Origin of the sequence: Sphingomonas epibiotica, from assembly GCF_039615155.1 — a bacterium.
GTDB lineage: Bacteria > Pseudomonadota > Alphaproteobacteria > Sphingomonadales > Sphingomonadaceae > Sphingomonas.
Genome location: NZ_JBDGHY010000007.1, coordinates 172178 through 199083, shown reverse-complemented (window position 1 = coordinate 199083; position 26906 = coordinate 172178). Strand labels below are relative to the sequence as shown.

17 protein-coding genes are annotated in these 26906 nt (G+C 65.0%); 14 read left to right on the top strand and 3 right to left on the bottom strand.

Annotated elements, in window-relative coordinates; all coding sequences use genetic code 11:
• Positions 1–197 precede the first annotated feature (197 nt).
• The gene (locus AAIO73_RS15135; protein ID WP_345879028.1) at positions 198–1229 is read right to left on the bottom strand and encodes an esterase-like activity of phytase family protein; all 1032 of its coding nucleotides are present in this window, start codon (positions 1227–1229) and stop codon (positions 198–200) included.
• A 91-nt stretch (positions 1230–1320) separates the two neighbouring features.
• Between AAIO73_RS15135 and dapE the strand changes: the two genes are divergently transcribed.
• Positions 1321–2451 (top strand): succinyl-diaminopimelate desuccinylase, encoded by a 1131-nt coding sequence (dapE, locus tag AAIO73_RS15130; protein ID WP_345879027.1) that lies wholly within the window; start codon positions 1321–1323, stop codon positions 2449–2451.
• A gap of 337 nt (positions 2452–2788) precedes the next feature.
• Here dapE and AAIO73_RS15125 read toward each other — a convergent pair whose 3' ends face one another.
• Positions 2789–3769 carry an SDR family NAD(P)-dependent oxidoreductase gene (locus tag AAIO73_RS15125; RefSeq protein WP_345879026.1) on the bottom strand — a complete coding sequence of 327 codons (981 nt, stop codon included), beginning with the start codon at positions 3767–3769 and terminating at the stop codon, positions 2789–2791.
• Positions 3770–4195: 426 nt separating this feature from the next.
• On the opposite strand from AAIO73_RS15125, the gene murB reads away from it, so the two are divergent.
• The 10 genes from murB (at position 4196) to AAIO73_RS15075 (ending at position 20809) form a co-directional block, all read left to right on the top strand.
• Positions 4196–5233, top strand: coding sequence for a UDP-N-acetylmuramate dehydrogenase (murB, locus tag AAIO73_RS15120; protein ID WP_345879025.1), 1038 nt, complete (start codon positions 4196–4198; stop codon positions 5231–5233).
• Entirely contained in the window at positions 5230–6516 is a 1287-nt protein-coding gene (locus tag AAIO73_RS15115; protein ID WP_345879024.1) for a UDP-N-acetylglucosamine 1-carboxyvinyltransferase, read from the top strand. Before murB ends, AAIO73_RS15115 begins: the two co-directional genes overlap by 4 nt.
• A 46-nt stretch (positions 6517–6562) precedes the next feature.
• Positions 6563–8404, top strand: a complete 1842-nt coding sequence (locus AAIO73_RS15110) for a type I secretion system permease/ATPase (protein WP_345879023.1) — start codon at positions 6563–6565, stop codon at positions 8402–8404.
• Entirely contained in the window at positions 8401–9786 is a 1386-nt protein-coding gene (locus AAIO73_RS15105) for an HlyD family type I secretion periplasmic adaptor subunit (RefSeq protein WP_345879022.1), read from the top strand. The genes AAIO73_RS15110 and AAIO73_RS15105 overlap by 4 nt, the downstream gene beginning before the upstream one ends.
• Before the next feature lie 147 nt (positions 9787–9933).
• On the top strand, positions 9934–11658 hold the full coding sequence (locus AAIO73_RS15100; protein WP_345879021.1) for a TolC family outer membrane protein: 1725 nt from the start codon (positions 9934–9936) through the stop codon (positions 11656–11658).
• Positions 11659–12255: 597 nt separating this feature from the next.
• Positions 12256–12522: a spike base protein, RCAP_Rcc01079 family gene (locus AAIO73_RS15095; RefSeq protein WP_345879020.1), complete on the top strand. Its 267-nt coding sequence runs from the start codon at positions 12256–12258 to the stop codon at positions 12520–12522.
• Positions 12522–14111 (top strand): hypothetical protein, encoded by a 1590-nt coding sequence (locus AAIO73_RS15090; protein WP_345879019.1) that lies wholly within the window; start codon positions 12522–12524, stop codon positions 14109–14111. The genes AAIO73_RS15095 and AAIO73_RS15090 overlap by 1 nt, the downstream gene beginning before the upstream one ends.
• 420 nt (positions 14112–14531) lie before the next feature.
• Positions 14532–16463 carry an Ig-like domain-containing protein gene (locus AAIO73_RS15085; protein ID WP_345879018.1) on the top strand — a complete coding sequence of 644 codons (1932 nt, stop codon included), beginning with the start codon at positions 14532–14534 and terminating at the stop codon, positions 16461–16463.
• A 164-nt stretch (positions 16464–16627) separates the two neighbouring features.
• The gene (locus AAIO73_RS15080; protein ID WP_345879017.1) at positions 16628–16846 is read left to right on the top strand and encodes a hypothetical protein; all 219 of its coding nucleotides are present in this window, start codon (positions 16628–16630) and stop codon (positions 16844–16846) included.
• A 234-nt stretch (positions 16847–17080) separates the two neighbouring features.
• Positions 17081–20809 carry a Calx-beta domain-containing protein gene (locus tag AAIO73_RS15075; protein ID WP_345879016.1) on the top strand — a complete coding sequence of 1243 codons (3729 nt, stop codon included), beginning with the start codon at positions 17081–17083 and terminating at the stop codon, positions 20807–20809.
• Positions 20810–21518: 709 nt separating this feature from the next.
• Here AAIO73_RS15075 and AAIO73_RS15070 read toward each other — a convergent pair.
• Entirely contained in the window at positions 21519–22325 is an 807-nt protein-coding gene (locus AAIO73_RS15070; RefSeq protein ID WP_345879015.1) for a hypothetical protein, read from the bottom strand.
• Positions 22326–23037: 712 nt separating this feature from the next.
• On the opposite strand from AAIO73_RS15070, the gene AAIO73_RS15065 reads away from it, so the two are divergent.
• From AAIO73_RS15065 to AAIO73_RS15055, 3 genes are all read left to right on the top strand, one after another.
• Positions 23038–23475, top strand: coding sequence for a hypothetical protein (locus tag AAIO73_RS15065; RefSeq protein WP_345879014.1), 438 nt, complete (start codon positions 23038–23040; stop codon positions 23473–23475).
• 2 nt (positions 23476–23477) lie between these two features.
• Positions 23478–25451 carry a M10 family metallopeptidase gene (locus AAIO73_RS15060; RefSeq protein ID WP_345879013.1) on the top strand — a complete coding sequence of 658 codons (1974 nt, stop codon included), beginning with the start codon at positions 23478–23480 and terminating at the stop codon, positions 25449–25451.
• 142 nt (positions 25452–25593) lie between these two features.
• On the top strand, positions 25594–26904 hold the full coding sequence (locus tag AAIO73_RS15055; RefSeq protein WP_345879012.1) for a hypothetical protein: 1311 nt from the start codon (positions 25594–25596) through the stop codon (positions 26902–26904).
• The last annotated feature ends 2 nt before the right edge of the window (positions 26905–26906 follow it).

The window sequence follows — 26906 nt, the reverse complement described above, 5'->3', positions numbered from 1 at the left end:
TTTGTCGCGGGTTGTCCCGGTTCACTCCGACCGCCTGCGTTGCGGTAATGGAGTCGCGCCTTCGCGGCGCGGACGGGTGTATGACACAACGTTCGTCATCCCGGTGCGGGCCGGGATCCACGGATACGGAACGTTTCGATAGAATCGATGCCGGCCGCGTCCATGGATTCCGGCTTTCGCCGGAATGACGATGGAAGTCAGCGGCGGTTCTTACGCTTCAGTTTCAACTGCCGCTTCGCCTTCGGCCGCCATGACTCGGGCAGCGGGCCGACCGCGAATTTCAGCAGCAGCGAGCGTTGCAGCATCGACTGGTTGTCGTCGGTCGCCAGCCACAGGATGAGGCGGCCGTTTTCGCGGGTGAGAGCCATCGCCTCAAAATTGTCGTGCAACGTCGGCGGGGCGAGCCTTGCGAGCGTGCGGCCGCGTAGCGACTGGTCGGGACGGACGCCGCGAATGTCGAGCAGTTCGATGCCGGTGGTGAAGAAGTCCTTCAGCCGGGTGCGGCGGGTCAGCACCAGCAGCCGCCCGTCGGGCAATTGCACCGCGTCGGTGTTCACGAAACTGGCGGGCGGCGCGTAGCGGAAGCTGTAGCGCGGCGTCCGCGGATCGGTCGGGTCGCCGAGGAAGCGGATCGCGCTATAGCCGCGCCGCCCCTTCTTGCCGTTGCTTTCGCTGAGCACCACGACGCTGCCGTCGTGCAGTTGCGCCATCGCCTCCGCACCGCTGTTCGCCGACCATTCGGCCATCAGGCGCGGGGCGGCATGCGATAGCGGACGCGACAGGTTGGCAGTGAAGCGCCAGATCTGGTTATGGCGTTCATAGCCGACCAGCACCGACCCGTCGGGGCGGACCGCGAGCGATTCGGTGTCGCGGTCGCGCTTTTCCCAGCCGGTCCCGGGCCCGGCGATCTCGCGCACCGCGACGTCGCGCGGAGTCCAATCGCTGCCCATGGTGAACTGCACCAGCGATCCCCCGTCGGACAACAGGCTGAACCGGTCGCCATCGACATGCATCGACGAGAAGCCGCCAAATGCCGGGTCGTTGCCGCGCAGGACCACCCCGCCAAGATAGGTGAACGGTCCCAGATCGCGCCGCTTCGGATTTTCGGGATAGAGCGCGACCCGCTCGGCGGTGATCGTCGGCACCTTCGCATAGAGCGGCAGGCGTTCGGACCCGCTCCAGCCGGGGACCAGCAGCAGCACCGCGAATATGACGAAGAGAACCCGCATCGCCCCGGCTGTAGCATCCCATGCCCCAAGCGCCAGTGGCGTTTGCCCGCGCAGACGCTACAGCCGCGACGAAATGCGTGTGGAGATCGTTATGCCTGCCGATGTCGTCGACCTTACCTGCCGCCTGATCGCCTGCGACAGCGTGACCCCGGCAACCGGCAGTGTCTTCGACGTCCTGGAGACCGAACTGACCGCGATCGGCTTCGCGGTGGACCGGTTCATCGTCGGCGAGGCACCCGATGGGCCGGTCGAGAATCTGTTGGCGGTGCGGGGGACGGGCGGACGGCACTTCGCCTTTGCCGGCCACGTCGATGTCGTGCCCGCCGGCGCCGGATGGCAGGGCGATCCGTTCGGCGGCACGATCCGCGACGGGCTGGTGTTCGGGCGCGGCGCAGTCGACATGAAGGGCGCGGTCGCAGCCTTCGTCGCGGCGGCGGCGCGGGTACCGGCCGATGCGGGCACGATCAGCCTGATCATCACCGGCGACGAGGAAGGACCGGCGGTCTATGGCACCCGCGCGCTGATCGATCGCATGGCCGCGCGCGGCATCAGCCCCGATTTGTGCCTGGTCGGCGAACCGACGTCGCAGCAGCGGCTGGGCGACATGATCAAGATCGGGCGGCGCGGGTCGGTCAATATCTGGATCGACGTGCCCGGACGGCAGGGGCATGTCGCCTATCCGCATCTGGCCAACAACCCGATCACCCCGTTGATCGCGGCGCTGCACGAGATCGAGGGCATCGTGCTCGACGGCGGCAATGCGTGGTTTCAACCGTCGAACATCGAGATCACCGACCTGACCGTCGGCAATCCGGCGACCAATGTCATTCCCGGCCATGCGGCGGCGCGGCTGTCGATCCGGTTCAACGACGAACAGCGCGGCGACGCGCTAGTCGAGCGGATCACGGGCATCGTGCGGGCGCATGCGCCGGACGCGCAGGTGGTCGGACGGGTATCGGGCGAGGCGTTCCTGACCGCACCGGGCGCGTTCTCGACGCTGATCGCCGATGCGATCGGCAAGCACACCGGGCTGGCACCGGAATTGTCGACGACCGGGGGCACGTCCGACGCCCGCTTCCTGTCGGCACTGTGCCCGACGGTCGAGTTCGGCCTGCTCAACGCGACGATGCACAAGGTCGACGAGGCGGTGGCGATCGACGATCTGCGGCTGCTGGAGGCGGTGTATGTCGATATCGTGCGGGCTGCGTTGGCGGGGGAATGACGCCAGACCGACCTCGATCGCCCGCACCCTTGCGCGGCTACGCCGCTCCCTCCCTCTCCCGGCGGGAAAGGGATTGTACCGTATCCCCGCGCAGGGGGAATCGATGGCCGCTCCCACAAGCGCTTGTTCTACTTGGCGCTGCACCCCCACCTGCGCGAGACCTCTGCGAAAGTCCTTCTCGTACCCCGGCGAAGGCCGGGGCCCAGTTGGGGGCACGTCGGTAAGGCGCGGAAAAGCCTTCCCAACTGGCCCCCGGCCTTCGCCGGGGTACGGCAGTTTTGAGGCGATCGAGCGACTTTTGCAGAGGTCTCGCCTGCGCGGGAGTGACGAAGCCCAGTCAGTTGACCTTGTAATAGCCCTTGTACCACTGGGCGAACCGGCCGAGCCCCTCGGCCAGCCGCACTTTCGGTTCATAGCCGGTCAGCGCGTGGAGTTGCGACACATCGGCATAGGTCGAGGTGACGTCGCCGGGTTGCATCGGCTTCATGATCTTCACCGCCTCGCGCCCGATCGCGTGTTCCAGCGTTTCGATCATGTCCATTAGCCCGACCGGCTGGCTGCCGCCGATGTTGAGGACGCGGTGGCCACCTGGTTCGGGCGGATGGTCGAGCGCGCCGACAATGCCGTCGACGATATCGTCGATATAGGTGAAATCGCGGGCCATGCGTCCTTCGCCGAACACCTCGATCGGTGCCCCCGCGACGATTTTGTTCGTGAAGCTGAAATAAGCCATGTCGGGCCGGCCCCATGGGCCATAGACGGTGAAGAAGCGCAGCCCGGTCTGCGGCATGCGATACAGATGCGCGTAGGACTGGCTCATCAACTCGCAGGCGCGCTTGGTCGCGGCGTAGAGCGAGACCGGGCGGTTGGCCGGCTCATCCTCGCGAAACCCCTCCCCGCCCATCGGCTTGTCGCCATAGACCGAACTGGACGAAGCATAGACCAGATGTTCGAAGCCCGGGGCGTGACGGCACGCCTCCAATATGGCGAGATGTCCGCCGACGTTCGAGCGTTCATAAGCGAAGGGATTGTCGATGCTGTGCCGGACCCCCGCCTGCGCCGCCAGATGGACGACGCGGCGCACGCCATGGTCGCGGACCAGCGCGGCGACCGCATCGGCATCGGCGACGTCGATCCGGTGGAAGGTGAAGTCGTCGACCCCGTCGAACGTCGCGAGGCGCGCTTCCTTCAGCGTCACGTCGTAATAGTCGTTGACGATATCGATGCCGAGCACCCGTTCACCGCGCGCGAGCAGACGGTGGGCGACGGCATGGCCGATAAAACCGGCAGCGCCGGTCACCAGAATCGGTACCGACATCAGCAGCGCTCCGTCCCGAGGCGAGCCGCTGGAACGATCAGGGTCGACGGCCCCGGTCCAAGGTTGCGCATCGTCCGTTTCCTTTACCGCAACATGTTGATATCGTGCCGCGGTGCAACATCGGCATACGCATGAAGACACAATGGAGCACCTAGCATATCGGCCATCCCCCGCCATGCAAGTCGCATGGTCACCAGGACAGCGAGCTATGCCGGGGGCCGTTAATAAATTGGCATGGTCGTCTTGCTATCGCCTTTCCATGGACTTGGGCGATCGGAGCGCCGGGGCTGGACCCGTCGGACCGGACGATCTAATGCACTGCCGGTCAACGACCTTGCCCGGCGCCGGAACGCCAGGGGATCTGGGCCGGCACAGGGCGAACGCGGTAGGTGCCGGGATCGTCGGGCCAACGGGGAACAGGGACGGATGACTTTTGCTGCCGATCTCGCCCCGCGGGGCCATGCGCCCGATGCCGACGTCCTTGCCGCATTGCGGCACGCGCTTCCCACTGGTGCGGTCGCGACCGACGTGCCACTGGCGTCGCTCGGCCGCTGGGGCATTGGTGGGCCGGCCGATATCGTCGTTACGCCGCAATCGGTCGACACGCTGGCGGCCGCGCTGGCGGTGATCGCCCGATATGCGGCGCGGCATATCGTGATCGGCGACGGATCGAACCTGTTATTCGACGATGCCGGGTTTCGCGGGGTCGTGCTGCGCATCGGTCGCGGACTGGGCGGCATCCGCCGGCTCGACGAAGCGACGGTCGAGGCGGGCGCCGGCATGTGGGTGCCGGCGTTCGTGCGACAGGTGATCGATTGGGGCATGGCCGGCGCGGTCCATGCGATCGGCATTCCGGGCACGCTGGGCGGCCTCGTCACCATGAACGGCGGCAGCCAGCGCAAGGGCATTGGCGAGAATGTCGTGCATGTCGATGCGATCGACCATCAGGGGCGGATGCACCGGCTGACGCAGGAACAGCTCGACTATCGCTATCGCGCGTCGCGATTGCAGCGCGGCGACCTGATCGTCGTGGCGGCACAATTGTCCTTCGCGCCGGGCGACGCCCGCGCGATGCGGCGCGAGGCGTTGTCGATCCTTGCCGCGCGCCGGGCCAAATTCCCGCGGGTGCGCGCCAATTGCGGGTCGGTGTTCGTCAGCGATCCCGCGCTCTATGCGCAGATCGGCCCGCCCGGCCTCGCCATCGAACGCGCCGGATTGAAAGGCGTATCGGCGGGCGGCGCGCAGATTTCGCCCGACCACGCCAATTTCATCGTCAACAATGGCGGCGCGCGTGCCAAGGACGTGTTGCACCTGATCCGGCTGGCCCGGCAATCGGTCGCCGACCTGTCGGGCATTGCCATGGACGCCGAAGTCCGCCACCTCGCCCCCGACGGCGTCATGCGTCCCGCGCATGAAGTGGCCGAACTGCTCGGCGACCGGGCGCTGCCGGGAGCAACCGCATGACCGACCAGCTTTTCGACGCTGCCCAGCCGACCGACCGCATCCTGACCGTCGAGCCGTCGCGGCTCGAAGGCATCGTCACGGTGAGCGGCGCCAAGAACAGCGTGCTGCGGCTGATGGCGGCGTCGCTGCTGACGCCCGAGCGGATCGTGCTCGACAATTATCCGCAAGGGCTGCTCGACGCGCAGGTCCATGTCGGAATGCTGGAGGCGCTGGGCAAGCGCTGCACCGTCGCGCATGGCGCGCTGACCATCGAGGAAGCCGCGCCGCCGCCGAGCGAACTGGTGTGGGACGGGCGGTCGATCCGCAACACGCTGCTGATCCTCGGCGCGCTCGTCGCGCGGACCGGGGCGGGCAGCGTTCCCCTGCCCGGCGGATGCGATCTGGGCGGGCGTGGCTATGACCTGCACGAACTGGTGCTGACCCGGCTGGGCGCGCGGGTGTGGGGCAAGGATGGCCGGCTCTTTGCCGAGGCGCCGGACGGGCTGACCGGGGCGGAGATCGTGCTGCCGCTGCGATCGACCGGCGCGACCGAAAATGCGCTGCTGATCGCATCGCTGGCAAAGGGTACGACGCGGTTGTGGAACCCGCATATCCGGCCCGAAATCCTCGACCTGTGCGCGTTCCTGCGCGCGATGGGGGCGACGATCACCGTATTCGGGCAGGAAAGCATCGAGATCACCGGCGCGCCCGACCTTGCCGGCACCGGATGGCGGGTGATGCCCGACAATATGGAAGCGATGACGTGGCTGGTCGGGTCGGTCATCACCGGCGGCGACGTCGAGATCCGCGACTTTCCGTTCGAGGATCTCGAAGTCCCGCTGATCTTCCTGCGCGAAAGTGGCGCGAGGATCTTTCGCGACGGCAATGTCGCGATCGTCCGGTCGGGCCGGCCCTATCCGGTCGAGATCAGCACCGGCCCCTATCCGGGGATCAATTCGGACATGCAGCCGCTGTTCGCCGCGCTCGGCGCCTGTGCGCGCGGCGAATCGCGGATCGTCGACCTGCGGTTCGCCGGCCGCTATGCCTATCTTCCCGATTTCGGGCGGATGGGCGTCGAGAGCTTCGTACGCGACGGTACCGCGCATATCATCGGCACGCAGACGCTGGTCGGGGCCGATGTCCGCGCCGCCGATCTGCGCGCGGGTGCGGCGCTGGCATTACTTGGTATGAAGGCCGCGGGACAGACGCGCATCAGCGATGCGTGGCAGATCGAGCGCGGCTATGATAAATTTCTCGAGAAGGCGCGCAGTCTTAACGCTACGCTTGCCTATCATGGTTCATAACGCGCGCACATAACTGGCCCGTTTTAAAGGGATTCGGCTTCTTCCCATGTCCTACGAATCGAACCCGTTGCAGGCAGCCCTGCGCAAATGTCGGCGGCATTTCATCGCCACCGGCATTTTCTCCGGCCTGATCAACATCCTGTACCTCGTGCCCTCGATCTTCATGTTGCAGGTGTACGACCGGGTCGTGCCGACGCGCGGCACGGCGACGCTGCTGGTGCTGTCGCTGATCCTCGCGATATCGCTGATCGTCTTCGCAGCACTCGACACGGTGCGCATGAAGCTGCTGCTTCAAGCGAGCATGCGGCTGGAAAAGATGGCGGCGGGCAACATCCTGCACCGTATCCTGGGCGCCAACGGCGCGACGCCGGCGCAACGGGCACAGGCGATGCGCGATTTCGACACGCTGCGCGGCACGCTGACCGGGCCGGCGATCATCGCGATGTTCGACGCGCCATGGGCGCCGATCTACATCATCATCTCCTATCTGCTCCACCCGCTGATCGGATTGCTGGCGCTGCTCAGCTCGGCGCTGCTCATCACGCTGGCGGTGCTCAGCGACAAGACGACCAAGGGCCGGCTGAACGAGGTCGGGCAGCGGACCAACATGGCGTATCGGTCGCAGGATTATTCGATCCAGGCGTCCGAAGTCGCCCGTGCGCTGGGCATGCGCAGCGCGCTGGTCACCCGCCATCTGGTCGAACGCGCCGATCTGGTCCGCGCGCAGGGCGATATTGCCGGCACGTCGGGCATCTTCCTTGCGATCACGAAATTTTTTCGCCTGTTCCTGCAGTCGATGGCGCTGGCGCTGGGCGCCTATCTGGCGATCAACCAGCAGATTTCGGGCGGCGCGATCTTTGCCGCGTCGCTGATCCTCGGCCGCGCGCTGCAGCCGGTCGAACAGATCCTGAATGCGCTGAAGAACGTCATCAGCGCGCAGAATGCCTATAAGGGGCTGAACGAATTTTGCCGCCTGCCCGACGTGACGGTGCAGCGCACGTCGCTGCCCGATCCGCTCGGCCGGATCGAGGTCGACGGGCTGACCGTCCGCGTGCCGGGGTCGGACCGGGTGCTGCTCAACAAGCTGAGCTTCACCATCGAACCGGGCACGATCGTCGCGTTGGTCGGGCCGTCGGGCGCCGGCAAGTCGACGCTGCTACGCGCGCTGGCCGGGGCGATCGACCCCGACGAGGGCGAGATCCGCGTTGACGGCGCAAGCCTGAACGACTGGAACCGCGAGGAGCTGGGGCGCCATCTGGGCTATATGCCGCAGACGCCGACGCTGTTCCCGGCGACGGTCCATTCGAACATCTCGCGCTTCCGCCAGTTCGAGGGGCTGAGCGGCCAGGAGCTGGACGCGCAGGTGGTGACCGCCGCGCAGCTGGCCGGTGCCCACGACCTGATCCTGCGGTTCGAACGCGGGTACGACACGCAGCTGGCGATGCGCGAGGGCGGCGGCCTGTCGGCCGGGCAGCGGCAGGTCGTGGCGCTGGCGCGCGCGCTGTTCGGGTCGCCGCGCATCCTGTTCCTCGACGAACCCAATGCGCATCTCGATATCAGTGCCGAGGGGCGGTTGATGGAAACGCTCGCCCATCTGCGCGAACGCGGCGCGACGGTGGTCGTGTCGACGCACCGCACCGGCCTGTTGCAGGCGGTGGACAAGGTGATGCTGCTGCGCGACGGCGTGATCCAGATCTATGACGATCGCAGCAAGGTGATCCGCCCGGCGGCACCGCAGATGGAACAGCAGGGCGCGGGTGCGCCGGGCGGCACGCCGCCGCAAGGCGGCCAGGGACCGGCGAACCCGCCGCCCGCCCCGCCGCTGCCGGGTAATGACGGGACGGATGCCGCGGCGAGCGGCAACCGCGCCAATGGAGGTGAAGCGTGAGCGGCGAATTGGTCAATGCCCCCCAGTCGGGGCAGAATATCATTCCGGTGTCGCAGGCGATCCGCGAACGGCTGGAAATCGACGATTCGCCCAACAAGGCGCTGCGTACCGGCATCATCATCGCCGTGCTGTTCTTCGTCGTGCTGCTGGGCTGGGCATCGTTCGCCCGGCTCGATGCGGCGGCGGCGGGCGATGGCCGGGTCGTGGTGTCGGGCAACCGCCAGACGGTACAGCATCGCGATGGCGGCTATATCGAGCATCTCGACGTCCGCGAGGGCCAGCACGTCAAACAGGGGCAGGTCATCATCCGCCTGCGCGGGGCCGAGGTGCAGGCGACCGAGCGCGCGCTGGCGGGCAGCGTGATCGACCTGCAAGCGCAGCGCGCACGCCTTGAATCGGAAATTCGCGGTACGCCGATCCAGTGGCCGGCAAGCTTTGCGCAGGCGACCGGGGACGACAGGGTCCTGGTCGAACGTGCCAAGACGCTGCAGCTTGCCCAGCAGAATGCGCGCAACAACGCCTTGGCGGCCAACCGTGCCGTGATCCGCCAGCAACAGGCCGAAGCGTCGCAGAGCATCGGCGGTTTTTCGGCCCAGGCGCGCGCCACCGCCGAACAGCGCCGCTCGCTCGAGGAACAACTCGCCAGCACCAAGCGGCTGGCCGATGAAGGCTATGTCTCGCGCAACTCGGTCCGCCAGATCGAACGCTCGATCCAGCAGTTGCAAGGTGCCGATGCCGATTACGCATCGCGAGCCGCCGCGGCGCGCGAACAGGTCGGCCAAGCCCGCGAATCGTCGATCGCGACGTCGCGCCGCTATGTCGAGGACGCCGCGACCCTGCTGCGCGACACGCAGTTCCAGCTGAACGAGGTCATGCCGAAATGGCTGGCCGCCAAGGAACAGCTGGAACGCACCGTCATCCGCGCGCCCGTATCGGGACGCGTCGTCGAACTGCGCGTCTTTTCCGAAGGCGGCGTGGTGCAGGCCGGGCAGCCGATCCTCGACATCGTTCCCGATGCCGCGCCGCTGGTCGTGCGCGCCAATTTCGACCCGAGCGACATCGACGGCGTCTATGAAGGGCGTCAGGCCGAGGTGAAGTTCCTGAACCTGCACGAACGCGATCTGCCGATCCTGCTCGGCAATATCCGCAACGTGTCGGCAGACAGCCTGGTCGACGAAAAGTCCGGCCGTAGCTACTTCACCGCCGAGATCGTCGTGCCGCAATCGCAGATCGCGATGCTGAAGGAAGTGCGCGGCGCCGACACCGGCATCCGCGCCGGCGTGCCGGTGAGCGTGCTGGTGAAGCTGCGTCCGCGCACCGCGCTGCAATATATGCTCGATCCGCTGACCGAGGCATTCCGCCGGTCGCTGCACGAGCGTTGAGCCAACCGTGCCGGACGCGCGCAAACGCGCCGCGTCCGGCACTTATCATGGTTACATCCGTCGGGCGCTGCGATAAGGATCGCGGCATCGACACGACCGCCCGCCCGGACAGGGAAGCCGGGGGCTGGTCCTGACAAGGGGGATTTTATGCCGGCGGGATTTCGTTCGCGAGCAATGCTGCTGCTGTCGGTCGCGCTGACCGGCGTCACACCGGCGATGGCGCAGGTCGCGCGCCCGACGACGCGGCCGGTTACCCGGCCGACGCCGCCCGCCCCCGCCCCGGTGCGGTCGGATCCGGTATCGCTGGAAATGCCGACGCTCCCCGCCGACCCGACTGCGCGGACCGAAACGCTGGCCGAGGCGGTCGCCGATGCCTATCGCCACAATCCCCAGCTCGAGGCACAGCGGGCCCAGCTGCGGGCGATCGACGAGACCGTGATCCAGGCGAGCTCACCCTACCGCCTGCGCTCCAGCGTGGTCGGCACGGTGCGCTATCAGGAACAGGTTCAGCGCCAGATCTTCTTCAACGACCTCATCACCAACCGGAACCGTGCGACCGGTGCGTCGCTGACCGCGTCGCAGATCCTGTTCAACGGCGGCCGCACCGCCGCGCAGGTCTCGGCGGCGGAAGCCGACGTGCTGTCGGCGCGCGAACGGCTGCGCGAGGTCGAAAGCTTCATCCTGTTCGAAGTCGTCGATGCCTATGCATCGGTGTTGCGCGACCAGACGCTGATCGCGATCCAGCGCCGCTCGGTCGATTCGTACCAGCGGCAGGTCGATCAGGCACAGGCGCGTGAACGTGCCGGCGACCTGACCCAGACCGACATCAACCAGGCGCAGGCACAGCTCGGTCTCGTGCAGGCGCAGCTGGCGCAGGGTGAGGCGAATCTGCAGCGCAGCCGCGCACGCTTTGCCGCGGCGGTCGGGCGCAATCCAGGCAATCTGACCCCGCCGCCGATCCTGCCGGGTATTCCGGCCTCGATCGACCTCGCCTATCGCGGCGCGGAACAGGAAAGCCCGGCGCTGTGGCAGGCGATCCTGAACGAACGCGGTGCGCGAGCGCGGGTCGCCGCCGAGCGTGCGGAGCGCAATCCGGTGCTCAGCGCCGATGCGTCGATCGGGATCAACGACCCGAACGGGATCGGATTCGACAATCTGCGGCGCGGCGCGAGCGCATCGGCGACGCTGACCGTGCCGCTGCTGACAGGCGGCGTCGTCGATTCGCGCGTCCGGGCGGCGCTGGCGAACCAGCAGGCACAGGCCTTTACCGTCGAAGCGACCCGGCGCGGCGTGACGTCGCAGGTGCAACAGGCATGGAACCAGACGATTTCGTCGGGCGAACAGCAAAGCATCGGCCTGCGCAGTGTCGAGGCGGCGGCCCGCGCGCTGGAGGGTGTCCGGCGCGGCTTCCAGGAAGGGTTCCGGTCGAACTTCGAAGTGCTCGATTCGGAACAGCGGCTGCTCAACGCGCAGCAGTTGGTCGCGAATGCCGAATATCAGCGCTACAGCTCGCAGGCGACGCTGCTCACCTATATCGGTCGGCTGGAAACCGCGCTGCTCAATCCGGGTGCCGCGACCTATGACATGGAGCGCAACCTGAAGAAGCAGAAGGCGATGCAGATCGACCCCTTCCAGCCCTTCGTCAGCGTGCTCGACAAGCTGGCGCGGGCGCCCGACGATCCCAAGGCGCCGCCGGAAGTGCCGGTCGCCGGCCCGCCGAACCTGCTGCCGCCGACGGCGCCGCTACCCGGCCGTCCGCTCGGCACCGGACTGCCGATGCTGGGCGATCCGGGCGCGATCGCACTGCCGCCCGAAGACGCCGCACCGCCCTCGACGCGGCGCAACCCGGCGGCGGTACGCAAGGAGGATTGAGGCCGGATCGCCGCCGGGCCTTCGGGTCCGGCGGCGGTCGGGTGCCGGTCGCGACCTGACGGTCGCGCGATCCGGTTTCGGACATAACGGGGCGTTCGGGTTGGCATCATGCCGAATTCGACCAGAACCCCGGCGAATTGCTCTGGCGGTTCCAGCTACTTCGGCAACCCCTACAAGCGGGCCGAAGCGGAACGAGAATCTCTTCGTTCCCCGGGCCTGACCCAACGTCCCGCTTTTCGAGTGATCGAAAGAGAAGCGGGACCCTGGCCCGAATCCGGGGTGACGGTACGTCCGTTGGCAAAGTTGAACTCATTCGGGTCGCGAATGCCAATCGGTTCTTGCGTCTCCCTCGACGACCGTTGATCACCCTCACCCTCACCCTCACCCTCACCCTCACCCTCACCCTTCCTTCGCTGCGCCGCGCCCTCGCTCTCCCGCCGGGAGAGCGAAGAGGCGCCGGGGCGTTGCGGTAGGGCGCCGCGTTGACGTCACGACGTCGCGTGCCCACCCTGCCGCTCACAAAGCACTTTCCTACAGCCCGCCGCCTGTGGAACGAACCATGAACGATCCAGCCGGATCGCCAGCGGGAGAAAGTGCATGTCCGATCCGTTCCAGTCCTTCACCGATTCGCCGGTAGGTCCGGCGCGCACCGCCATCGCGGTAGTGCCGAGCGACAACATTGCCCTGCCCCGCCTGCCCAAGGCGCTCTATATCGGCGGCGGCGGTGACGTGACGTTGCGGTGCGTCGACAGTGCCGCCGACGTGGTATTAAGCGCGGTGCCGGCGGGAAGCGTGCTGCCGGTGCGGGTACAGTTCGTGCGGGCGACCGGCACCACCGCCACCGCGATCGTGGCGCTCGGCTGATGCTGGGGTTCGCATTGAACATCGCCGGGATACGCCCCCGGCGCAGGGCGGCGCCATCATGGCGCGGCCCGACCCGCGACCTGATCGCACGGATGGACCCGCCGCCGTCGTTCGAGCGGACGATGCAGATCGACCGGCTGATCGGGACGCTGATCGATGCCGATATCTGGGGCCGGCTCGATACGCTGCTGCTGCTTGCCGCGCATGGGCCGAAGGTGGCGCTGCTCAACTGGACCGGACGGCGCGACGCGGCGATCGGCGGCGGGGCGCCGGTGTTCGTCGCCGATCGCGGCTATTGGTGCGACGGACTGGACGACTGGATCGACACCGCATTGGTGCCGGTCTCGGCCACGCAGTTCCAGCGCAACACGGCGATGATCGGCGCGTGGGTGCGCAAGGACGCGCGCAACCCGGCCGCACCGATCGGCACGATCACCGGCGGCTCGCTGCTGATCAACCCGCGCAATACCGGCAACGCCAGCACCGGCCGGCTGAACGGATCGACGCTGGTCGGCGGCGGTACCGTCGATTCCGGCTATGGCTTTACCGCCGTCGACCGCAGCAGTTCGTCGCGACTGCGCCAGATCATCAACGGACGGGTGGCGGGCACGACCAATTCGGCATCATCGACCGCTCCGGCTTCGGCGACGGTCGGCATGGGACTGACCAACGACATCTATGCACAGGGGCAGTTCTGCGCCTTCGTCGCCGGCGGCACGCTGTCCGATGCGCAGCATCAGACGCTGGCGGGCGCGCTCGCGACCTATATGCGCGATGTCGGCGTCGCTCCCCTGCCCGCGGTCACCACCCGGACGCTGACGCTGACGCAGGCAGCCACCCTGCCCGACGGGTCGGCGCCGATCGCCGTGGGCAGCGGCATGGCGGTAAGCGGCGTAACTCGCGATCTTGCCGGGCGCTGGTATCTCGGCAATGGCCGCGCAGCGCGAACGACGTTGCTGTTCACGCGGATGAAGCCCGACCTGTCAACGATCGACGAGGAGTTCGACCTGACCCGCCTCGGCCTGTCGGCCGATTTCGCGGGATCGGTGCAGGGCATGACCTGCGACCGGACGACGGGACGGATCTGGTTCCTGCTGAAGCAGGCAGGCAGCAGCGGCGACAAGACCTATCTGGCAAGTTTCGATCCGGCGGCCGGAGCACTGTCGGGCACGCCGCTCCAGGTCCTGGCGGGCGACAATGGCATCGCCTATGACGCGCGCCGCGACAGTTTCTGGATCGTACGCGACCAGAACGAACTGGTGCTTTACGATCGGCAGGGCCGGCCACGTACCGGCGCGATCGAATTGCCGGCGAATAGCGACCACGGCTTCGTCGTCGAATCGGCACAGGGCGACCATGCCGTGGGCGACCTGCTGATAAGCTTCGGCACGAATGGCGCGAACGGATCGGTGCTGCGGCTGCGCAGTGGTGATTATGGCGGGCCGAATCAGATCGGCATCGACGTGCTGACCGGAGCCGATTCGATCGAAGGCGTTCATATTCTTGGCGATTCGCTGCTGATTGCGAACGACGGCGCGACGAGTTCGGGCAATCCGGCACGAAATCGACTGCTGTCCTATATTATGTGATCGCGTGCACGGCGCGGACCTTTCGCGGCCCGCGCCGGCCGGTCCCATAGAAGGACGGGCGTCCCGCGATCGCACAGATTTCGTTACGCCGTCGATCAACGGTGTATTGTCTTCGATGAACGACATCGTTCGATATACTTTGGCAACAAGGTAAATGGAAGAATTACCATTCCCCGTGTCGGCGCGGGACGCAGGATAGACTGCGATCAAAGGCAATTTTACCTATTTCCCCGCAGATTTAGGGCGGTTCCGCCCGGCCGGACCGGCCGACAAACTTCGGTAAACATCCTTATAACCTAGTACTTTAGAACATCGGAAAAGGGATTCGGTGTTTATGGTCACAGGATTTGCGAAGCAGACAAACACTGCAGGCCGCGAGTTCCGACGAGATTTCACAGTTCTTTTCGGCGGGGAAAAACGATGACCATCAACAGCGCGATCGCCAACGGCGAACTTCATCTGCAGGGCACCTATCTCAGCATCGGCATCAATGCCGACGGCAATCTGGGCACCACCAAGAACGCGCCCAAGGGCTTCGCCACCGACGCCGACAGCGGCTTCCTGCGCCTCGGCATGGTCGCCGACCTCGACGGCTTCGGCCAGGGCAAGGAAACGACCCTCGACGACGTGCTGCTGCAGGGCCGCTCGATCGAAGGTTTCAACGTCGGCTACACGATCGGTTCGAACAAGGTCGTCCAGAGCAACCAGCTGCTGACCGGCTATCGCCAGATCAAGGGCGAGCTGACCGATGCCAGCAACGCCGCCGAAGGCAAGGCCGAATGGGTCGGTGCGACCAAGGACAAGCTGGGCATCGCGCAGACCATCACGCTGGCCGATGACGCCAAGTACATCAAGATCGATGTCGTCCTGACCAACAATTCGTCGACCACGATGAACGACGTCCGCTACATGCGGACCGCCGATCCCGATCAGGCCGGCAAGTACGACACCGCCAACAAGATCGAACAGGGCGACGGCGCGCTGGTGACGGCGATGTTGCAGAAGGACACGCCCTTCTTCCTCTATTCGCAGGACGCACGGGCAACCGCTTCCTTCTACGGCTTCGTCAATCTCGATCCGTTCGCGGCGGCCAACACATCGCAGGCAAAGGGCTATGCCAAGACCGTCGACCAGACGCTGAACCTGACCTTCAGCCTGGGCACGCTCAAGGCCGGTGAATCGACCAAGATCACGCTGTACATGGGTGTCACCGACAATCTGAAGGCGACGATCAGCGAGATCGACGCCGGCAAGGCGCCGGTGGTCGTTGCCCCGCCGGTCGTCAACCTCGCCCCCGAGGCGGTGGACGACGCGTTCGACGGCGACCAGGACAATGCGGTGACCGGCAACGTCCTGTCGAACGACAAGGACCCCGAGGGCAAGAAGCTGACCGCGAGCCTGGTCGACGGCCCGGATCACGGCACCATCAAGTTCTCGGACGACGGTTCGTTCATCTACACCCCGAATGCAGGCTGGAGCGGCGAGGACAGCTTCACCTATGCCGCATCGGATGGCGTCCATCTGACCAACGCCACCGTCGACCTGTCGATCGAGGCCGCCCCGGTCGTCGAGGAACCGGTCGTCGAACTGCCGCCGGTCGTTGCCCCGGTCGTCGTCCCGCCGGTCACCGCCGATCCGTTCCTCGACCTGCTGCAGGCCGCATCGGTCATCAACGGCAATGCCAGCGCCAACGAAATCCTGAAAGGGACCGCCGGTTCGGACGTCTTCTACTTCTCGAACGAAGCACGCACCGGGCAGGACCGCATCGTCGGCTTCGACAAGACCGACCTCTTTGTCACCGATGCCAAGCTGTATGACGGCAACAATGACGGCATCATCGCCCTGTCGAAGAGCAAGGTGTCGATCGATGGCGGCAAGGGCGGCGACACGGTCGTGATCGAGGGTGTGTCGAAGCTGCGCTTCCTCGGCACCGACGACGCAGGCCATGCGGTATATGCCGATGCCAGCGCCCGTCCGAAGAGCGCGAAGGAAGGCACCACCGCCGACGACGCGTTCATGGGCGACGCCCGCAACAAGTCGAAGAACGTGTTCTTCTTCGACACCGCCCACGGTCTCGACCTCGGCAACGACACGATCGGCAATTTCGGCAAGCACGACCTGGTCGTGACCACCACCAAGCTGGCCGACGACAATAACGACGGCATCATCACCACCAGCGACGGCAAGTTCGCGCTGCCTGGCGATACCGGCTCGCTGCTGGTCAGCGATACCAAGGGCGCCGCGATCGACTCGCTCGAATTCGACGGATCGGTCGTCCGCGGCGGATTGACCTACTATGTCTACTCGCTGGTCGGCTCGGTCGGCACCGATGCGAGCGATCTGAGCTTCTGATCCAGCTATCGCCCGAAAACGAACGCCGGTCCCGACGGGGCCGGCGTTTCGTCGTTCGAGCGATATTGCGACCGCGAAAATTTTTCAAAACGCCCCGCCCCCGTTTGGCACATCCTTTCTTCATCTTTACAGGCTATCGATGGGGAATCGGTGGGAGGTAAGCCATGCATCTCGATAATCTTTGCGCCATCATTGCCGAAGTCGAACTGATGGGCGGCGATCCGGTCAGCGAAATCCTCGCGCCCAGCGAAGTCCGCGCCATTGCCGAAGCGGTCCTTGCGCTCGGCGCGGTCGCCCCGGCACATGGCGAGGCGGCGACACCCGCAGCGAAGCTGTGGATGCAGACGATTCCGCCGTTCATGCACGACTGTTTCAGCGCGTAACCGTAGCGACCGGGATCGGCCCGGCGCGGCGATGATCGCCGAAAGACGACCGGGTGCGCGATCGCGTATCCGGTCGTCGTCGTTCGGGGCTGTCGCAACGACCACCGACCGGACCGGCCGACACGATGGTACCATGCCGACCCAGTGGCGATCGTACGATATGGTTACGGGTAATTAATATAGCTGTCATGTTACCATCCTAGCCGGCGATCAAACCGGAAAAGGGGAAATAGCGTGGCAGTTGCTGGGGATATCGCGTTAATCGGCTATGGTGCCGATACCGGGGTAAAGTCGTTCGCGTTCGTATTGCTGGCCGATCTGGCCGGGCAGACCATCTATTTCACCGATAATGGCTGGCTGGCGGCGGGCGGGTTCCGCGCCAATGAAGGCACCGTCGCCTACACCATCCCCGCCGATGCCAAGATCGGGACGGTGTTCGAGGTCACCGGTCTGACCGGACAGTTCAATCCGTCGACCAGCGGCGACCAGATCCTCGCCTATAGCGGCACCGCCGCCAACCCGACCTTCCTGTTCGCGCTCAACTTCGCCGACGGCAAGACGGCGTTCGCAGGCGACGCGACCAATTCGAACACCAGCGCGGTGCCGACCGGCCTGACCGCCGGCAAGGATGCGCTGGCCTTTGGCGAGGATAACGGTGCCTATACCGGCCCGACGACCGGCACCCGCGCCGAGATCCTTGACGCGATCGCCAACCGGGCGAACTGGACCAACGACGATGCCGCCGGCGTCGCCTATGCGAAGGGCTTCACCGTCGGTGGCGGTGGCGACAATGCCGGTGCGTTCAGCGTCGGTGACGTGACGGTCGACGAAGGCGATGCCGGCACCGTCGACCTGACCTTCACCATCACCCGCGACGGCGGCAGCACCGGCGAGGCGACCGTCGATTTCGCCGCGACCTTCGGCACCGCCGATGCCGACGACATCGTCGGCACCTTGCCGAGCGGCACGCTGACCTTTGCCGCGGGCGAGGCCGCCAAGACGGTGACGATCACCGTGGCCGGCGACACCGTACGCGAATCGGACGAAACGATCGCGCTCGCTTTGACCAATGCCACGGGCGGTGCGACCATCGCGGCTGCGGAAGCCACGGGCACGATCCTGAACGACGACGGCACCCCGCCCTCGGTCTCGATCGGCGACGTTTCGGTGGTCGAGGGCGATTCGGGCCAGACGCTGGCGACCTTCACCATCACCCGCACCGGCGGCAGCGAGGCCTTCTCGGTCGCCTATGAAACGATGAGCAACACCGCCACCGCCGGCAGCGATTTCGTCGGCGCCAGCGGCCGGGTCGAATTCGCCGCCGGCCAGGAAACGGCGACGGTCTCGATCGCCGTAAACGGCGACACCGTCCGCGAGGGCAACGAGAAATTCTATGTCGCGCTGTCCGACGCCACCAACGGCGCGACCCTGACCGATTCGCTGGGCGAGGCGACGATCGTCAACGACGACCTGTACCGCATCCATGACGTGCAGGGCGCCGCCTTCTTCAGCCCGGTACTGGCAGCCGACGGCGTCAGCGGCTTCAATATCCGCTCGACCACCACCGTGACCGTGCAGGCGGTGGTCACCGCACTCGACGGCAGCGGCGCACGCCAAGGCTTCTACCTGACCGAGGAAACCGCCGACTGGGATTCGAGCGCGCTGACCTCCGAAGGCATCTTCGTGATGACCCGCGACGATCGCAACGCCGGCACGACGCTGGCGGCGCTCGCCCCGAACCTGCGCGTCGGCGACCTGGTGACCGTCACCGCGCAGGTGATGGAATATCAGGCGTTCACCAACATGCCGCGCACCGTGCTGACCGGCGTCAGCGGCATTACCATCGATGCCAGCAACCAGGACCTGCCGACGCTGATCCTCGACGGCACGCCGGGTCGTGCCATTCCCAGCGCGATCCTGACCGACGAAGTGCCCAATTATTTCGATTCGGTCGGTGGCGCTGGCTTCGATCCCGCCAATGACGCACTCGACTTCTTCGAGACGATCGAAGGGATGCGGGTCACCGTGCCCGACATGGTCGTCGCCGATGGTTTCGTCAGCGTGTCGGGTGGCAAGCCGTTCCTGAAAGCCTATTCGACGGTTCACGCCGATGCCGACCAGATCAACAGCCGTGGCGGCTATACGATCGCCGGCGACCCCAGCCTGTCGCCGCCCGACACCAGCGACACGCGTGACGATGTCCACTCGGGCGGTCGCTATATCCATGACGGCGACACCAATCCCGACATTCTCGAACTCGACTTCACCGATTTCGCGACCGCGGCCCCGGCCGGACTGATCGATTCGGCGTCGGCCGGCGACAAGCTGGGCGACGTGACCGGCATCGTCGAATTCGATTTCACCGACCTGAAGCTGGTCGTGACCGATCCGGTGACGATCGAGGAGGACACGACCCCGGTTCGCGAGGTGACGACCATCGTTGCCGATTCGCGTGCGCTGACCATCGGCACGTTCAACGTCGAGAATCTGGCGGCGACCGATCCGGCGGCCCGCTTCACCGCGATCGCCGATGCCATCGCCGTCAATCTGAAGGCGCCCGACATCCTGACGATCGAGGAAATACAGGACAATAACGGCGCGGCGGCGGGCGACGGCAGTTCGTCGACCGGCACCGATGCGTCGCTGACGTGGCAGAAGCTGGTCGATGCGGTCAACGCCGCCACCGGGCAGCGCTATCAATGGGTCGACGAACTGCCGGTCTATAATGCCGAAGGCGGACAGCAGAGCGGCAATATCCGCGTCGGTTTCCTCTACAACACCAACCGCGTGCAACTGGGCGACCTCGCCGCCGATGCGACGATCGAACAGCGCCGCGCCTTTACCGACCGGATCGGCGATGGCGTGCGCGACGCCGGCGACCGGATCGGCCATGACGACAGCGAGATCGCCGCCCAGATCAACGCCGCCGACTGGAACAATACCCGCAAGTCGCTGCTCGGCGAGTTCAAATTCGCCGGTAACAGCGTCTATGTCGCCGCCAACCATCTACCGTCGAAGGGCGGTTCGGGCAGCTTCTGGCAGCTCGACCAGGATATCGACAACGGTCAGCCGCTCAATAACGGTTGGGCGAAGCGCAACGCCATTGCCGAAGACGTGTGGCACATGCTGGACACGATCCAGTCGGCTTCGGCCGACAACCGGATCGTCGCGGGCGGCGACTGGAACGAATTCTACTTCAACCGGGCGCTGGAAGCGGCGACCGGCTATGTCGATGCGAACGGCAACGCCCGCGACGGCGGCGCGCGGTTCGACAATCTGACCGTGACGAAACTGTCCGAGGCCGAACGCTATACCTATATGTTCGACGGACGGTCGCAGGCGATTGACCATGTCATCGTCGACCAGCAACTTGGCGCGGTCGCCAACTATGATGTCGTCCACATCAACACCGGCTATAACACGCAAGGCGGCACTAACCCGGCGCTGTCGGACCATGACCCTGCGATCGCGCAGTTCGATTTCCGCAACTTCGGCGAACGGCTGCGCGGCACAGCCGCCGTCGACCGGATCGAGGGTCTCGGCGGCAACGACCGGATCGAGGGACTGGCCGGCAACGACCAGTTGTTCGGTGGCGACGGCAACGACCTGTTGATCGGTGGCGCGGGCAGCGACACCATGTGGGGCGGCGCAGGCAGCGACGTCTTCTTCTACGACGCGACGGGCGCGGGCGGAAAGGACCGGATCAAGGACTTTTCGGCCGAGGATTTCCTCGTCACCACTGTCCGCCTCCGCGACAATAATAAGAACGGGCTGATCGGTGCCGGCTCCAACAAGGTTTTCGACCTGTCGGGGGGCGGTTCGATCGCGATCGAGGCGACCGACGGATCGAGCGTACGGAAGATCGAATATGACGGCATGCTGATGAAGAATGGCGTCGCCTATTACATCTACAGCATGATCGGTTCGGCGACCGATCCGGCCGAGGCGCTGGCGCTGCTCTGAACGACCTTCGTCGGCGATCGAGGGGGCGGGACCGGGTTGCCGGTTCCGCCCCCTTTTTCGTGTCCGAAGCATGATGACATGGAGCCTGCTCCGTTCGTCCTCGATAGTCCCTTGGACGGCCCTGCTGCGGCAATCGCGCATGACAGGCATTGCGCTTGCCGAAATGCCGGATCGACGGACCGTTTCGGGCAGGTATTTCGCGACAAGCTCACCCCCTACCCGACACCAACGGCTCTACCAGCCGTCATTCAACGCGACGGTCGATCGGTCGCCAAGCCGCTACGGTCGTTCGGGGGACGGCAAATACTGAAGCTTCTACGGACGCTCGTTGCATCCAGTCCGAGCGTTGCGAGCTGTGGCGTCATGACATGAAGTAAAACCGCTCGTGCTGAGTAGGGGCTGAGCGAAGTCGAAGACCCGTATCGAAGCACCTGCCACAGACGGTCCTTCGTACGCCTTTTCGACAAGCTCAATGGCTACTCGGGACGAACGGGTCAGGTTCAGGTCATCCAACCCTAAGGTCAATCCGCCTGGACCACCGAGCGAAGGCGCTTGGCGACGTCGCAGTGCCCCTCCGGCAAAACGGCCAGCCGCCGCCGCATGGGTCGTCCAACGCTCAATCGCACGAACGATAAACAAAAAAAGAGGCGCCGGCTTTCGCCAGCGCCTCCCGTTCCGATCGCAGTAGAAGCGACCGTTTGCCGTCAGCTTAGAGCGGCGGGGTCGAAGCGTCGGGCGCTTCGTAGATGTAGTAGGTCACGCCGCCATGGACTTCCGAACCGACGAACTTGATCTGCTGAACGTCCGGGGTCGCGAAGTCGATCTGGCCGCCCGGGCCGGTCTTCGGATCGGTCGGCAGCGGGCCGGCCGCACCCGAAACGTCGAGGACGAAGTTCTTGCCGAAGCCGACGACGTTGTTCATCGTGTTGTCGAACAGCTTCGCGGTGGTGACGATCTTGTCGCCGGCGCCGAAGTTGGTGAAGGTGTCCTGACCGAGGTTCAGACCGAGCGCGTTGTCGATCAGCAGGGTCTTGTTACCGCCGCCGAAATCGATCGTGTCGTTGCCGACGGTGCCTTCCATGACGTTGGCACGGCCGCCGAACTCGGAAATCCACAGATTCTTCAGCGTCGCCGAGTTGGCATAGACATGCAGGTCGCCCGGAGCGCCCTTGCTGCCCAGATAGCGCAGTTCGGTGACCGGACCGTTTTCGCCGGTGACCTGGATCTGGTCGTTGCCGGCCTTCTTGCGGCTGGTGCGGTCGATGTCGAGTTCGCCGTTCGCGCCGAACTGGATGAAGCCGTCGCCGTTGCCGTCGAAGATCTTCTTGTAGTTCAGGATCGAATCGTTGCTGCCGAAGCCGGTCAGCGTGTCGTCGCCGGCATCGCCTTCCTTGAACACGAACGCGGTCGACGCGCCGCTGGCGTCATAGACGTCCGAGGTGTTGTTCAGCGTGATGTCAACACGCGAAGCGGTGGTGATCAGGTTGCTGTTATCGCGAAAAATCGGATCGGCCATCGTCGTTCCTTCCTAAAATATTGAAAACATTCCGTCAGCACACTCGCCGTTGCTGGCGCACTATGCTTAAAGCGGCATTTACGTTCAATTTCTTGAACGGTCAAGGAATTCTCAACTATCGATCATGAACAGGCGTCCATGTTTTCCAGCTATAGGACAGCCGTTAACCGTCAAAATCCGTTGACCGCAGTGGAACCCGGGATTGACCCCGGATTTTTTCTACCACGGATGAAGTATTTGCGGGGCACACGCGACGACCCGCCCCCGAGAAGCGACGATCCGCGGATCGAGCGCACGCGAAAGCGAGCGAATATTATACCGTTACTTTAGAATCGGTGGGCCGGGACGCAGCAAAACGACTGGCAAGATGGGCTTCGCGAGAAGCCTGCCATCATATTCCGCGGATTCTGATCGATTTCCGGCGGAGTTCACCCCACCATTGGCATCAGCAGCGCGCTACGCAGATCTGCCAGTTCATCCTTCCGGACATCCAAAACCCCCCGCTCCCCTTCGTTCGCATCTACGACAAACGCATATCGATGCAAGTTGGATTGCGGCAGTGCGACATGAATTATGTACCTTCATTCCCGCAATGGGACGCTGTGTGCCATTTTCGCAACGGTTGCGGCAGGTTAGTTAAAATTCGGTAATATTGTCTGGCGCTTTTTCTTGGCGCGCGCATCATCGCGACAGTTGTCCAGGGAGCGCAGCGTTGCCCGATTTGCCGAATGCACCGCCGCCCGCCCTGACCAGCTTCACCGTCGCCATGTCGCAGCGCACGATCGCCGCGCCACTTTGGCGTGGAGTCCGGTCGGTCGGACTGACCTGCATCGCCGCAACGCCCGACCAATGCACGACTCTGCTTGCCATCCTGCAACGGGGCGCGCCGGTGCCGGTCGATAACTTCGACGCTGCCGATCGGGCGCGCGTACAGATCACGGCCGATCTGGCGCCGGTCGATGGCCGGCCGGCGATCGCACTATCCGCGCGCCCATCGATCGTGATGGACGATGCGCAGGGGGAATGGATCGGTCCGGCGGTCATCGCCGGCAAGGGCGAGAATTTCGAGACCCTTGCCGAACGCGCGCTGGACCAAGCGCTGCCATGGCGCGGCGCACGACCGAACAACCGACTTACAGGGGAGAATTGAGTATGGAACTGAGCACTTTGGTACCCGGCACGCCGGTGGAACGCGATTGGCCGCTGGGCGGTGCCGACGACATCGTCGAGTCGCTGTCGCTCGATCCGTTCGCGGGGCAGACCTATGCGAACAAGCCGATCGCCACGGCGACGCAGGCCGGCAATATCCTGACGCGTTCGGGTTACAGCTGGAATCTCAACAACTACGGCGAACTGAACGATGGCGTTCTGAACTTCGGCTTCTGGAACAGCTATGCCGAGTTGGCCAACAGCTATTACGTCAACGCGACCGGCACCATCGCCCTCGACGAAGCCTTTTATGCAGACGCCTTTTCGGCATTCAACGCCGACCAGCGGATGCTGGCCCGCGCCGGGATCGCGTTGTGGGACGACCTGATCGCCATCACGTTCAAGGAAACCAAGTCGTACAATGCCGACATCACCTTCGGCAACACCAACACCGGCGGGGCACAGGCCTATGCCTATCTGCCGTTCGGTAACATCTACGACGATTCGGCTTTCGCCAAATTCTACGATCTCGAGGATTACGGCCGGCTGAGCGGCGACGTGTGGATCGACGGCTTCGTCAGCTCCAACTTCTTCCCGGTGCGCGACAGCTTCTACGCCAAGACGACAATCGTCCATGAACTGGGCCACTCGCTGGGCCTCAGCCATCCTGGCGATTACGACGCGCTGGACGACGATGACGGCGACGGCGTTCCCGATCCGATCACCTATGCCAACGACGCCGCCTATGCCCAGGATTCGGCGCAATATTCGATCATGAGCTATTTCGACGCGTACGAGACGGGCGCGCAGCATATCGACTGGGCCAATCTGCGCTTCGGCTATGCATCGACGCCGATGGTGCATGACATCGTCGCCATCCAGAAACTCTATGGCGCCGACAAGACGACCCGCACCGGGGACACTGTCTACGGCTTCAATTCCACCGCCAACCGCGCCGAACTGGACTTTACCAAGAACGCAGCGCCGATCGTCGCCATCTATGACGCGGGCGGCAACGACACGCTCGATTTCTCGGGCTGGAACACGCCGTCGGTCATCGACCTCAATGCCGGTGCCTTCTCCTCGGGCGGCGGGATCGAATCGTTCCTGACGCTCGAACAGGTCAACGCCAACCGCGCGGCGCAGGGGCTTGCCCCACGCAGCCAAGCGACGTTCGACGCCTATACCGCGCTGCGCGAGGAACTGGGCCTGACCAACGGGCTGTACAAGGACAATATCTCGATCGCCTATGGCGTCACGATCGAGAATGCGATCGGCGGCGGCGGCAACGACCGGCTGATCGGCAACCAAGTCGCCAACAAGCTGACCGGCGGTGCGGGGCGCGATATCTTCGAACTGCGGACCTCCGGCGTTTCGGGTGTCGACACCGTCACCGATTGGCAGCGCGGCGACGTGCTGGCGGTCGACCGCGCGATCCGCGACAATAATAACGACGGCATCATCACCTGGCGTGGCAGCACGGTGGCACTCGACACCAGCGATGGCGATGCGGTCGTGCTGGCCGGCGCGAACGGCGCCGCCGGGCTGCGGCTGCTGGGCAATATCGATGGAGTCTTCTATTATGGCGACGCCCGCGTCCGCCCGGTCGCCGGCCGCAACCAGCAGGTCGCCGAAAGCGGCTTTGGCAACGACGTGCTCAAGTCGTCGAGCAACAGCAAGATCAGCGACATCTTCTTCTTCGACACTGCCAATCCGGTCGCGGGCCTCGGCAATGATTCACTGACCCTCACTGCGCGCGATATGATCGTCACCACCACGGCACTGTTCGATGGCAATGACGACGGCATCATCCGCTTCAACGACGGCGTCCTCGACCTGTCGGGTGCGGGCGGCACCGTTGCCATCACCGGTACGCGCGCGCTCGAGTTCGACGGGATGATCGAACAGAACGGCATGCGCTTCTATATCTACAGCGCCGTCGGATCGAGCGTCGGGCTGGGCAGCGTCGACGTATAATCGGCTGCGGGAGGCACGGTACGTCGAACGGACGGATCGTGCCTCCCCCCTTCGCAAAGCGGCCAAGGCTCTGCTATTGGCGGGGCTTCGCTGGGAAGGGAATGATCGCCGTGACGTTTGGCCTCAAGCACGCGGCGGCGCGGTGAACCGCGTCGCACTTCAGGCCGGCACCAGCCGCGACTCGGCGGGGCTGCGCTGGGCGATGACGCTGCTGCCGCCGATCGCCATCGCCTATAACGGCATCTTCGCCGCCGCTGCCGCCGCCGGCGCGCCGATGAACAACGTGATCGTCATCGCCGCCGAACTGGCGATCATCCTCGGCGCGATGGGCATGTCCTTCCTTCGCGACGGCATCCGCCGCGAGGACGTGGCGCCGTTGCTGCTTGTTTCCGGCATCGTGTTGGTCGCGGTGATCGGGTCGCTGGTGTTCGAACGGCCGATGATCGAAGGGGTGCGCAACGCGCTCATCATCGCCGCCTTCACCATCCTCGGCATACGTTGCGACGAACGCATGGTGCGCATCGCCTTCGCAGTCAGCTGCGTCATCGCGCTCGGCGTGTTGTTGCTTGAGATCAGCAGCGTCGACACCTATGCCTCGATTTTCCAGCCGGCCAACTATCTGATCAAGACCCGCGGTTTCGTCGCCAAGGAGTTCATGGACGAAAACTCGCTGGCAATCGGGACGATCTCGTACAGCGGGCGCTTCACCTTCGGCCTGTATGACGGGCCGCGCACCTCGTCGATCTTCCTCGAACAAGTCAGCATCAACTGCTTCTCGATCGTCATCATGGTGTATCTGTGCACCCTGTGGCAGCGGCTGAGCATCGCGGAGCGGGTACTGGCGCTGGCCACCGTGTTCCTGATCGTCGTTACGAACAATGCGCGCATGTCGTCGCTGCTCGCGCCGCTGTTCCTGATCGGCTATTTCCTGTTCCCGCGCCTGCCGCGCTATTGGCAGGGGCTGGTCCCGGTCGTGTCGCTGGGCGCGACCTTCCTGCTGTTCGCCTTCATCCCTTGGCGGACCGGCGACGATCCGGTCGGGCGACTGGGCACGACCTATCGCTATCTGACCGAATATGATGCCGGCGACTATCTGTTCGGCGTTCCTTCGCTCATATCGCGCACTGGCGATACCGGCTATGGCTTCGTGATCGCGTCGATGGGACTGGCCGGCGCCTTCGTCTACTGGGCCTATTTCATCATCGTCGTGCCGCAGAATTCGGACACGTCGCGCCGGGCGGCCTGGGCCGCCGCGCTGTACGTCTATGTGTGGCTGCTGGTCGGCGGCACCGGCACCTTCTCGATGAAATCGGCGCCGCTGCTATGGCTGCTGCTCGGCTATTGCCGCGCGACCTATATGCCGGCGCGCGACGATCCCGCGCGCCGGCAGGCTGAGGCACACCGGCTGACCCCGCGCGAGCGCATGGCCCGACGACAAATCGCGGCCAATTGACC

Coding starts and splice junctions, on each gene's coding strand:
- dapE (WP_345879027.1), top strand. CDS start 1,321: ATGCCTGCCGATGTCGTCGACCTTACCTGCCGCCTGATCGCCTGCGAC.
- AAIO73_RS15110 (WP_345879023.1), top strand. CDS start 6,563: ATGTCCTACGAATCGAACCCGTTGCAGGCAGCCCTGCGCAAATGTCGG.
- AAIO73_RS15100 (WP_345879021.1), top strand. CDS start 9,934: ATGCCGGCGGGATTTCGTTCGCGAGCAATGCTGCTGCTGTCGGTCGCG.
- AAIO73_RS15125 (WP_345879026.1), bottom strand. CDS start 3,769: ATGTCGGTACCGATTCTGGTGACCGGCGCTGCCGGTTTTATCGGCCAT.
- AAIO73_RS15115 (WP_345879024.1), top strand. CDS start 5,230: ATGACCGACCAGCTTTTCGACGCTGCCCAGCCGACCGACCGCATCCTG.
- AAIO73_RS15135 (WP_345879028.1), bottom strand. CDS start 1,229: ATGCGGGTTCTCTTCGTCATATTCGCGGTGCTGCTGCTGGTCCCCGGC.
- AAIO73_RS15090 (WP_345879019.1), top strand. CDS start 12,522: ATGCTGGGGTTCGCATTGAACATCGCCGGGATACGCCCCCGGCGCAGG.
- murB (WP_345879025.1), top strand. CDS start 4,196: ATGACTTTTGCTGCCGATCTCGCCCCGCGGGGCCATGCGCCCGATGCC.
- AAIO73_RS15085 (WP_345879018.1), top strand. CDS start 14,532: ATGACCATCAACAGCGCGATCGCCAACGGCGAACTTCATCTGCAGGGC.
- AAIO73_RS15095 (WP_345879020.1), top strand. CDS start 12,256: ATGTCCGATCCGTTCCAGTCCTTCACCGATTCGCCGGTAGGTCCGGCG.
- AAIO73_RS15070 (WP_345879015.1), bottom strand. CDS start 22,325: ATGGCCGATCCGATTTTTCGCGATAACAGCAACCTGATCACCACCGCT.
- AAIO73_RS15080 (WP_345879017.1), top strand. CDS start 16,628: ATGCATCTCGATAATCTTTGCGCCATCATTGCCGAAGTCGAACTGATG.
- AAIO73_RS15060 (WP_345879013.1), top strand. CDS start 23,478: ATGGAACTGAGCACTTTGGTACCCGGCACGCCGGTGGAACGCGATTGG.